At 68.9% G+C, this 9306-nt stretch carries 10 protein-coding genes and 1 CRISPR repeat array; of the genes, 8 read left to right on the top strand and 2 right to left on the bottom strand.

Annotated features, from left to right (window positions below; genetic code table 11):
• Window positions 1-60: 60 nt before the first annotated feature.
• Both B0E53_RS29090 and B0E53_RS29085 read right to left on the bottom strand, forming a co-directional pair.
• Window positions 61-594: a flavoprotein gene (locus B0E53_RS29090; RefSeq protein WP_107078931.1), complete on the bottom strand. Its 534-nt coding sequence runs from the start codon at window positions 592-594 to the stop codon at window positions 61-63.
• Window positions 591-1937, bottom strand: a complete 1347-nt coding sequence (locus B0E53_RS29085) for a hypothetical protein (protein ID WP_107078930.1) — start codon at window positions 1935-1937, stop codon at window positions 591-593. Before B0E53_RS29085 ends, B0E53_RS29090 begins: the two co-directional genes overlap by 4 nt.
• Before the next feature lie 418 nt (window positions 1938-2355).
• Between B0E53_RS29085 and amcA the strand changes: the two genes are divergently transcribed.
• The 8 genes from amcA to B0E53_RS29050 all read left to right on the top strand — a co-directional run bounded on the left by amcA (window position 2356) and on the right by B0E53_RS29050 (window position 8376).
• On the top strand, window positions 2356-2505 hold the full coding sequence (amcA, locus tag B0E53_RS40460; protein ID WP_348639679.1) for a multiple cyclophane-containing RiPP AmcA: 150 nt from the start codon (window positions 2356-2358) through the stop codon (window positions 2503-2505).
• Window positions 2506-2965: 460 nt separating this feature from the next.
• The gene (locus B0E53_RS29080) at window positions 2966-3703 is read left to right on the top strand and encodes a hypothetical protein (protein ID WP_107078929.1); all 738 of its coding nucleotides are present in this window, start codon (window positions 2966-2968) and stop codon (window positions 3701-3703) included.
• 136 nt (window positions 3704-3839) lie between these two features.
• Window positions 3840-4208 carry a hypothetical protein gene (locus tag B0E53_RS29075; protein ID WP_107078928.1) on the top strand — a complete coding sequence of 123 codons (369 nt, stop codon included), beginning with the start codon at window positions 3840-3842 and terminating at the stop codon, window positions 4206-4208.
• Between the two features lie 6 nt (window positions 4209-4214).
• Window positions 4215-4892 carry a class I SAM-dependent methyltransferase gene (locus B0E53_RS29070; RefSeq protein WP_107078927.1) on the top strand — a complete coding sequence of 226 codons (678 nt, stop codon included), beginning with the start codon at window positions 4215-4217 and terminating at the stop codon, window positions 4890-4892.
• A 51-nt stretch (window positions 4893-4943) separates the two neighbouring features.
• Window positions 4944-5411 carry a hypothetical protein gene (locus B0E53_RS29065; protein ID WP_107078926.1) on the top strand — a complete coding sequence of 156 codons (468 nt, stop codon included), beginning with the start codon at window positions 4944-4946 and terminating at the stop codon, window positions 5409-5411.
• Window positions 5412-5449: 38 nt separating this feature from the next.
• Window positions 5450-6145, top strand: coding sequence for a GPP34 family phosphoprotein (locus tag B0E53_RS29060; protein ID WP_246835656.1), 696 nt, complete (start codon window positions 5450-5452; stop codon window positions 6143-6145).
• A gap of 63 nt (window positions 6146-6208) precedes the next feature.
• Complete coding sequence (locus B0E53_RS29055) at window positions 6209-7705, top strand: APC family permease (protein ID WP_107078925.1); 1497 nt, start codon at window positions 6209-6211, stop codon at window positions 7703-7705.
• 11 nt (window positions 7706-7716) lie between these two features.
• Window positions 7717-8376: a GNAT family N-acetyltransferase gene (locus B0E53_RS29050; RefSeq protein WP_146167804.1), complete on the top strand. Its 660-nt coding sequence runs from the start codon at window positions 7717-7719 to the stop codon at window positions 8374-8376.
• Between the two features lie 264 nt (window positions 8377-8640).
• A CRISPR array of direct repeats spans window positions 8641-9216; the repeat unit is 28 nt; unit sequence GGATCACCCCCGCGTGCGCGGGGAGCAG.
• Window positions 9217-9306: the final 90 nt, after the last annotated feature.

Raw genomic sequence — 9306 nt, 5'->3', positions numbered from 1 at the left:
CCGGAGACCTCAGCCTTTATCGATCACCGCCACGCCGGCACCTCACCACCCGCCGACCCCTTACCAAACACGGCCTAGTGCCGCCGTCCAGGGAAACGCCCTCTGGCGACTGCTGCCGCTGCCGGCCGGGTGAGGATCCCATCCGTGATCGGTTCCGAGGAGGACCTGTACGTGCTCGTCGCGGAGGTCCGCCACTGCGCGCTGAAACGGCGCGCGGGCTGCCAGGGCGGCGTTGACGAACGGGACGACCACTGTCGGAACCTGCCGGCCGATCAGCTCGGCGACTGTTGTCAACGCGTAGTTATCGGCGATGCCGAGGGCAATCTTGTTGACGGAGTTGTAGGTAGCGGGGGCGATGATGAGCGCGTCTACGACGGGGAGCGAACGGTGGATCCGATCGGACGACCGGTAGGTGGATCGGACCGGGCGCCCGGTCAGCCGCTCGATCGCTTCCTCGTCGATGAAGTCGAGGGCGCTGGGGGTGGCGGTGACAGTCGTTGTCCACGACTGTTGCGTCGCGTTGGTGATCAGTTGTGTCACGTCTGCGGCGGGCCCGGCAGCGCAGACGACGATTTGCAGGTGGCCGTGGGTCATACGTGCATCCCTGCTTGCTGGGCGAAGTCGATGACGGCGGTACGGGCGTGCCCGCGGGTGAGGGCTGCCAGGTCGTTGACGATGCGCTGCACCGTCGGCCGACACCGGATCTCTTCTGGTGCCACCTGGTAGGCGCTGCGTAGTGCGTTGAGGCCGTGCTCGTAGCGACCCCACTGGGTGTAGGCGCGGGCCACGTCGACGAACAGGGATGCCTTCCGTTCGGCGAGGCTGATCTTGTCCACTGGTACCTGGCGGGCGAGGGCTATGGCGGTGCCGGCGTCGCCGAGGGTCAGCGCGATGTTGACGCGGTGCAGCAGAACGTTGGTGGCGCCGAAGCCGGTCCATCGGTCGTTGCCGTCGTAGCCGAGTTGTATGGCGGCGCGGGATGCCTCGTCGAGCATGGCCTGTGCGTTATCACGGTTGCCGTCGCGGGCGGCGGCGATAGCACCGCGGAGCAGCAGGGCGCCGTAGACGGCGACTGCGTCGGTCGAGGCGAGTCGGGTGCCGAGTCGGAGGTTCTTGGCCGTGTCTTCAGCGAGCTGCTGTGCCTGATTGCTGTGGCCGTTGCTCATGAGGGCGTGTGTCATGATCCGGGCGCTCGTGGCCATGGCCACCGGGTCTTGACTGATCGCAGCGGCACGGGTGCTGCGTTCGGCGGCGACCAGGGCCATGCCTCTGTCACCGACCTTGAGCAGCATGCTGCCGACGACGTGGTAGAGGTCGCTGGCGAGGGCTTCTACCTGCGCTCGCTGCTCGCCTTCGGTGTCCGCACGAGTCGGTTCCAGCGCGGGCAGCAGGGCCGAGAGTCTGGCTAGAACCTGCTCGTACCGGCAGGCCTGGTAGTCGGTCTTAGCTGCGCTGACGTTCTGAGCGAACTGCCGGAGCGTTAGGGCAACTCGCGTGGTGGTTCGAGAGGGTGGTGTGACCAGCGCGTTGAGTAGCGGTGCGACGGTCGGCAGGGCAATGCCGCTGATCGTCATCCCCGTTAAGAGGTCTCTGCGCCGCACGTCGCCGTCCGAGTCGATGTCGTGAATGCTGCCTTCGCCAGTATGGATCGGCGTAATGGTGACGGACGGCTTCGCGGGATCCGCAAGTGCACCGCTGGTACCTGCTCTTACCAGTGCTTCAAAGCGTTCACGCACGTCCGGGGTGGCCCGCGCCAGCACGGTATCTAGGGCAGCCTGCATATCTGCACGCAGGTAAATTTTGTCACCCTGGCTGCTCCACTTGGCGACCGTCCGCCGGGCAGCGCCGAGGTGTTCGGCGAAGCTGGTGACGCTCATCCGCAATGCCCGGCGTAGCGCGTTTGCTTCCCGGCCGGTCCAGGTCGTCACCGCGGCCATCGCACGTCCTTCCCTTGGCGACAGTTGTCGGCCGGACGATTTTAGCGGCACCCGGCGTGCTTGCCAGTGCACCGTAAGTGCACCACCAGGACATCCCCATCGCCGCGTTCACCGAGCGAAGCTGATCGTGCCGGTGCGCCGCGTTGATAAGTGCGCGGCCGGCACCGATTCACCGCCTCACGCCAGGGGATTCACGATGAACGACGGGACCACCGAACGGCAAGGGTATGGGCGAGCGCTTCGCGCGGCCCCATCGTGTGACGCCCCTCTACGCGTGCGGCTGATGCCCCGCCTGCGTACCGCCATCAGGGCTGCGTGGGTGGGTGATCGGCGGTCTGCTCCCAGCCGCCGTGATGCGGCGGCGGGCTCGCCCTTCCCCGGCGAGCCCGCCGCTCATCGTCCCTGTTGGGGTGGCGGCGTGACGATGTACGTCTCGCGCAACGCCGTGGCCAGCCAGTCCCGGCATTCCGAACCTAGGTCGACGTCCTCCCAGGGGCACGTGCGGCCCGCTGATCCGCCGCTACTCGCCTTCGTGTGGCGTCGGCTGCTCGAGCAGCAGGCCTGCTAGGGCGGTCCCGGTGACCGGGCAGCAGCGCCGTCTCGCCGGCGAACCGGCTCGCGCCAGCCAAGGTCGAACATCGGCCGATGCGCCCGCTCCGGCTGGTCCGTCACTGCGGGCAGCGGTGGCCCTGCGGCGCGTGTTCGATACTGCGCGACTGCGCTCCTCGCTGCCGCGTGCTGTGGTGGCCGCGCCGCAAGCATGGCTGGGTGACCCGAAGCCCGGTCTGTTTGTCGGCGCGGCCTCCCACCCTGGCCACCTCGACGACGAAGGGCGCCGCAAGTTGATCGGCCTGCTGATGGCGGCATGGCTGCCCGTAGCAGGTGCCGAGTCAAGGGTGGGAGAAGGAGGTGAGAAGCGCCGGGACGGACAACACCGCTCGTAGTGGCGGCCCCGCTAGCCGGCTAGCTCCGCAGGACCGCCCGACCACCGCAAACGGTCACATCCCACTTGGAGAGGAATTGCCGCGATGACGGTAGCCACTGCTGACCTTATCAAGGCCCACCTGCCCACGCCGTTCACCAAGACCTGGGAGCGCATCCCCGGCATCACGATCGACGGACCGACGCTGAGGATCAAGCCGGAGGAGTTCTTCTTCCGTTACGAGAACCCGAGCTGGCTGTTGTGCGACTGGCAGCGGGTCCGCGATGAGCTGCTCCCGGCGGTAGAGAGCGAAGATCTAGCCATCGAGCAGCTCGTGCTCGACTTCGTCAAGGAGCACGGCCACTCCACCGCCGACCCAGCCGAGGTGCTGTGCACCGCACACGACGTCTACGCCTACATGTTCCGCGAGGAGCACTTGCAGGATCCCGGCCTGGACTTTGTGCCCCACGGGACGCTGCGGATGCTGCGCGAGTGCGGGACCCTGATGGCCCTCAACCGGGTCGAGCTGGACGGGCATATCAGCAACGTTTCCCCTGCCTGGATGCTGTGCGCTGCTGCCCGGGTGGTCTACGATCTGGACAAGGCGACCGCTGAAGTGCTCGACGAGCTGTATCACGGCACCTGGTTCAACGAGTCGCGGCGACGCGAGAGCATCCTCGCGCACGCGGCTCTCGGCGGCAGGCTGGTCCACGCCTGCCAGGGCGCTCCCAACATGTCCGGCGGCTGCGTCGTGCCCTTCGGCACCGACGTCGAAACGATGCGCCGCGAGCTGGCCGGCATGCGCGTGCCCTGGATCGAGCGGACCCTGGCCCCGCTGCGCTGAGAAGAACCGGTGGTTGCGCGGCGCCTGAAGCCGCTTCATCCTGCCCGCGCAGGCCACCTCTAGCCGAACCGGTGGCCGCGCGCGGCGTCTCCCGCGCGGTGCGCGGCCACCACCCCGGGAAATTTGAGGAGTGGTCGTGGCGATTGCCAGGGACACCAGCGGCCGGGTCGTGACGGTCCGGGACATGCTCGACGGCATCAGCACCTCGCTGAAGTACACCAACTACCAGCTCGACACCGCAGGCGTCGGCCATGAGCCCCACCCGTGGAATTGGACCGAATCCGCCGGCCACTTCCGCAGCGTGGTCACCAAAGAGGCCGAACTCGCCGAACACGTCGCCCGCACCATCGATCGCTGGGTCAAGGCCAATGCCGACACCGACGCGGCGAACCTGGCCGCGATGCGCTCTGCCTCCAAGGACCTCAAGGCAGCTGCCCGAAGCCTTATCAACCTGGGCAAGAAGATGCGTAACGTGCAGTCCTGCCTCGACGTCACCCGGTCGTAGCGCGCCATGAATACCAGCATCTCGACGGCGATCAACCGGCGCGCGTGGGATCGCCAAGCACGCCTCGCGCTGCCCGACGACCGACCGATGACTCCCGGCCGAGTCGAGTGGACGCAGTATCCGGGCCATGGCCCAGGGATCGAGTTGTTTGGCGAGGTGAGCGGGCTGACCGTGGCCGAACTCGGCTGCGGCAGCGGTGACAACCTGGCCCCGCTGGCACTACGGGGCGCTGAATGCGTCGGGGTGGATGTCGCACCGCTGCAGATCACCCGGGCCCGTACCCGCTGGGGACACCTGCCGATCCGCTTCCAGTGCGCCGACGCGCGAATCTTCCTCGCCCGCACGCACCCGCTGGATATCTGCTTCTCGATCTTCGGGGCGGTCGGATTGTGCCCGCCTGGCCAGCTGCTGCCGCTGATCTCACGGCACCTGCGTCCCGGCGGCCGGCTGCTGTTCTCCGTGCCGCACCCGCGCTGGCTCGGCTCACGTCGGACCATGATGCGGCTGGCGGACGGGAGCCGGTTACCCGTCGCCCGCTGGACGTCAGGGCCGCAGGGCTGGAGAGCCGCTGTCACCGCGTCCGGGCTGAGATGCCTAGAGGTAGAAGCCATCGACAGCCCGACCGGTGAGGTCTGCTGCCTGCTCGTAAGCGCGCAGAGGGCCGGCGGAGGTTCCAGTGCCTGAATCTGCTGACCACGCGACATCACAGACGGTGCCCAACCGGGGCAGGGCTCAATGCTCCGGCTTGATGGCAATCAGCGGCCCCTCGGCCTCGACCTCGCGCCCGGCACCCCCGTCGACGTGGTCGTGCACCGGATCCGAACCGACATCGCCAAGCCCAGCGACTGGTGGTTACGGGTGCTCCGGCAACGCCCCGACTGGGAGTACATCGCCGTTGACCCAGCAGCCGACATGGATCGAGATGGGTGGCAGGGCCTTCGCCCTACACGGCACTGCGAGGCCACGATGAGCCCGATCGACGACAGCTACCACCCCGCCGATGTCTTCGACTCGGCCCGCCGCACAGCGCGACAGCACGCCAACGGCGACACCTGCTTCAACTGCACCGACAGCAAGACCTGCACCCAGTACGCGTGGGCCCTTGACGAACTCCCTCGGCATCCCGGCGGGCGCGACGTCCTGAAGAAACTCAAGATCCCCGTTCCCGTAGAAGCTCCGACCGAGGAAGGCCAGCAGCGGTGATCCCCACACCCCCTGGCGCAGAAGATCACCGACCGGTAGTGCACCTGCACCTTGAGCCCACACCCGCGCGACGCCGGCAGGCGCGGGCCGCTGGGCCGGACCGGCCGGCGCTGCTGGCTGACGAGTTCTTCCTGATCGCGCACGACGACCAGACTGGCCGGCCCCGCCTGCATCAGAGCGCGATCATGCACGGGTTGGCCGCGGCGCTGCTCGGCGAGCTGGCTGCCGCAGGTCGGATCTCGTTCGACCGGGGGCACATCTACGTGCTCGACCGTCGGCCGCCCGCCGACGCTCTGCAACACCTCATCCTGGATCGGCTCGTCGGCGAACCTCAGCACACCGCCACCCGCACGTGGCTTTCGTACCTCGCCCCGGCCGCCCACGATGAGGTCGCGCGACGGTTGTGGCAGGCCGGCAAGGTCGAACCGCAGCAGCAGCGACGCTTCCTCCGCACGGTCACGGTGCACGTGCCGACGGACATGAACGTCGCCGCCTGGTCGTGGGCCCGCCTGTCGACGAAGCTGCGCCAGTACGAGGACCTGGACGCGTTCGACCTCGCCTTGGCCGGCATCTGCGTGTCCTGCCGCCTGGACCAGTTCATCCTCGACGGCGCCCCCTACGCGGTCGGCGCGCACCTGCGGCGCCTGCTGGCAGCCGCCCCGCAGCCGATGCGGGAACTCCTCGCCGACCTGGACACCGCGATCGGTCACACCGTTCTAAGCCACCGCACCTGACCTCAGCTACGCCGCACCACCTCACCGTTCACCCTTCAACCCCTGGAGAGGGGCAGCTTTCCCATGCCCAGACATCACCCTGACACCGTGTCTGCGGTGCTGGCACGCGGCCGGCTCGGCATCCCCGCCGTGGTGTTCTTCGTCGTGGCGGCCGCCGCGCCGCTGACCGCCGTCGCCGGCGGCGCGACCACCGGGTACGCCGTCACCGGCGTGCTCGGCATCCCCCTGGCCTACCTGGTGGTCGCCGCGGTGCTCGCCCTGTTCGCCGTCGGCTACGTGGCCATGTCCCGCCGGATCGTCAACGCCGGAGCGTTCTACACCTACGTCACCCGAGGCCTCGGCCGGCCCGCCGGTGTCGCCGCCGCCATCGTCGCCCTGGTCGCCTACAACAGCATGCAGATCGGCCTGTACGGCGTCTTCGGCGCGGTCCTGTCCGGGTTCCTCAACAACCGGTACGGCATGGACACCACCTGGTGGCTGTGCGCGTTCATCGCCTGCGCGGTGATCGCCGTGCTCGGCCTGCTGCGCATCGACCTCAACGGCAAGGTCCTCGCCGTCCTGCTCGTCGCCGAGTGCGTCATCGCGCTGGTTTATGACGCGGTGATGGTCGCCCGACCCGTCAACGATCTGGGCGTCAGCTTCGACACCCTCGCCCCGGGCAACCTGATCGGCGCTGGCATCGGCGCCGCCCTCGTCACGGGCATCGCCGGGTTCGTCGGCTTCGAAGGCACCACGGTGTTCGCCGAGGAGACCAAGGACCCCCAACGGACGGTGCCCCGCGCCACGTACATCGCCGTGGCGGTCACCGGCCTGCTGTACGGGGTGTCGGCGTGGGCGATGTCCGTGGCCACCGGCCCCGACCAGATCGTCGCAGCCGCCCAGACCGAAGGCACCGACCTCATCTTCAACCTCGTGTCCCCGCACCTCACCTCGTCGCTGGTGACCCTCGGCCGGTGGCTGTTCATCACCTCCCTGTTCGCCGCCCTGCTCTCCTTCCACCACACGGTCGCCCGGTACGCGTTCGCGCTCGGCCGCGAACGGGTCCTCCCCAGCATCCTCGGCCGAACCAGCCGGCGCACCGGCGCGCCGAAAGCCGGCTCCATCCTCCAGACCGCCCTCGCCCTGGCCGTGCTCACCGGGTACGCGCTCGCCGACGCCGACCCGATCGTGCACCTTTTCTTCTGGCTCACCTCCCTCGGCGCGCTCGGCGTACTGATCCTCATGACGGCCACCTCGATCGCCGTGATCAGCTACTTCACTCGGACCGCCCACCACGACGGCATGTGGCGCACCACCGTCGCACCGTTCCTGTCCGCCCTGGCCCTCGGCGCGATCCTCGTCGTCACCGTCGAACAGTTCGACACCCTCCTCGGTGTCGAACCGACCTCCCCGCTGCGATGGATGTTCCCCACCAGCTACGCAGCCGCCGCGGCGACCGGGCTGGCGTGGGCGTTCACACTGCGCGCCGCCCGACCCGACGTCTACCAGACCATCGGCCTCGGCGCCGACAGCGCGACAGCACCCCTCCGCGCCCCCGAACCCGTCCGCCAGCCCGCCTGAGGAGCCCCACCATGGTCACGACCCGCACCGATCTCACCGTCCGGCAAGCAACGGCCGACGACATACCGGCGCTGCTGCCCGTGCTCGCGGAGGCGTTCTCGACCGGAACAGTCGCCGAGTGGGCGGTCCCGGAGCCCGCCGACCGGCTGGAGGTCTTCACCGGCTACTTCCGGTACATGCTCACCCTCGGCCTGCGCCACGGCAGAGTCGACACCACCGACGACCTGTCCGGAGCGGCGATCTGGTACCGGCGCGACGAGACACCCCCGCCCCAGCCTGACCACCTATACGGCCTGGTGGAGGAATCCACCGGCCGGTACGCGCCGAAGTTCCTGCTGCTCGACGCGATGTTCGAGGCCCGCCACCCGCGTCTACCGCACGCCTACCTCGCCTACATCGCCGTCGACCCGGCCCTGCAGAGCCGGGGCGTCGGGTCGGCACTGCTCGCCCACGCCCACGAGGCGCTGGACGCCGAGAACCTGCCGGCGTACTTGGAGGCCAGCAACCCCCGCAACCGCGACCTGTACACCCGCCACGGCTACGAAGCCGGACCGCCGATGCAGCCCACATCGGCCGGGCCACCCTTCTGGCCGATGTGGCGCGGCCAGCTCAACGGCGGCGTCCGCTCATCCTTCCCGCCACCCAACCCGTACTACCGGCGGCCACAGTGAACGCCGCCATGACCACCTCCGTACGCCGGGCGGGCCCCGCCGACGTTCCCGCCGTCACCGCCCTGCTCGTCGACGCGCTATCCCGGGACCCAGTCGCCGAGTGGCTGGTGCCGGACGCCGACCACCGACCGGACGTCCTGCACCGGCTCCTCGCCGTCGACGTCGACCACGCCATCGAGACCGGCCACGTCGACGTGGCGGGGGACTGGTCGACGGTCGCGGTGTGGCGGCGCCACGACCTGAACGCGCAACTCGGCGTTGGCCGGATCACCCCCGCGTGCGCGGGGAGCAGGACGTGCAGCGAGCAAGCATTCGACAAGCGAGGATCACCCCCGCGTGCGCGGGGAGCAGTCTCCCGAGCGGGGAGAGCGGGGTCGCTTCGCGGGATCACCTCCGCGTGCGCGGGGAGCAGGTCATCGGCTCGACAGTTGGCATCGTCCTTGACGGGATCACCCCCGCGTGCGCGGGGAGCAGCCGTAGTTCTTCGAGTACAGCTCCCCGGCAGCCGGATCATCCCCGCGTGCGCGGGGAGCAGACGAAGAAGAACCGCTTCTTCGGCCCCCACACCGGATCACCCCCCGCGTGCGCGGGGAGCAGGTGGTCGACGGCGAGACGGGGCGGGTCCTCGACGGATCACCCCCGCATGCGCGGGGAGCAGGTAACGCCGTTCCAGTCGTCGGTGGCGATCTGCGGATCACCCCCGCGTGCGCGGGGAGCAGGACACCGCCACCAAGTGGAATAAGCGCTTGCGAGGATCACCCCTGCGTGCGTGGGGAGCAGTAAACCGGACAGCGGACGCCTTCGAGGTAGGCGCGATCACCCCGCGTGCGCGGGGAGCAGCTCTCGGGCAGGCTGTCAAGCCCCGGGTTTGATGGAGAGTTGGTTAGCTGGTTTTCAGGGGTGCGGTGACCGGCTGGGTCATCGCGTGGA

This window comes from Micromonospora sp. MH33 (assembly GCF_003013775.1).
In the GTDB taxonomy this organism is placed as follows: domain Bacteria; phylum Actinomycetota; class Actinomycetes; order Mycobacteriales; family Micromonosporaceae; genus Micromonospora; species Micromonospora fulviviridis.
This window is presented reverse-complemented; position numbering and strand designations above follow the sequence as displayed.

What these genes read in the sequence shown, in the direction of transcription:
- B0E53_RS29090 (WP_107078931.1), bottom strand. Translation starts at nt 594, where the DNA reads ATGACCCACGGCCACCTGCAAATCGTCGTCTGCGCTGCCGGGCCCGCC.
- B0E53_RS29085 (WP_107078930.1), bottom strand. Translation starts at nt 1,937, where the DNA reads ATGGCCGCGGTGACGACCTGGACCGGCCGGGAAGCAAACGCGCTACGC.
- B0E53_RS29080 (WP_107078929.1), top strand. Translation starts at nt 2,966, where the DNA reads ATGACGGTAGCCACTGCTGACCTTATCAAGGCCCACCTGCCCACGCCG.
- B0E53_RS29070 (WP_107078927.1), top strand. Translation starts at nt 4,215, where the DNA reads ATGAATACCAGCATCTCGACGGCGATCAACCGGCGCGCGTGGGATCGC.
- B0E53_RS29065 (WP_107078926.1), top strand. Translation starts at nt 4,944, where the DNA reads ATGCTCCGGCTTGATGGCAATCAGCGGCCCCTCGGCCTCGACCTCGCG.
- B0E53_RS29055 (WP_107078925.1), top strand. Translation starts at nt 6,209, where the DNA reads ATGCCCAGACATCACCCTGACACCGTGTCTGCGGTGCTGGCACGCGGC.
- B0E53_RS29050 (WP_146167804.1), top strand. Translation starts at nt 7,717, where the DNA reads ATGGTCACGACCCGCACCGATCTCACCGTCCGGCAAGCAACGGCCGAC.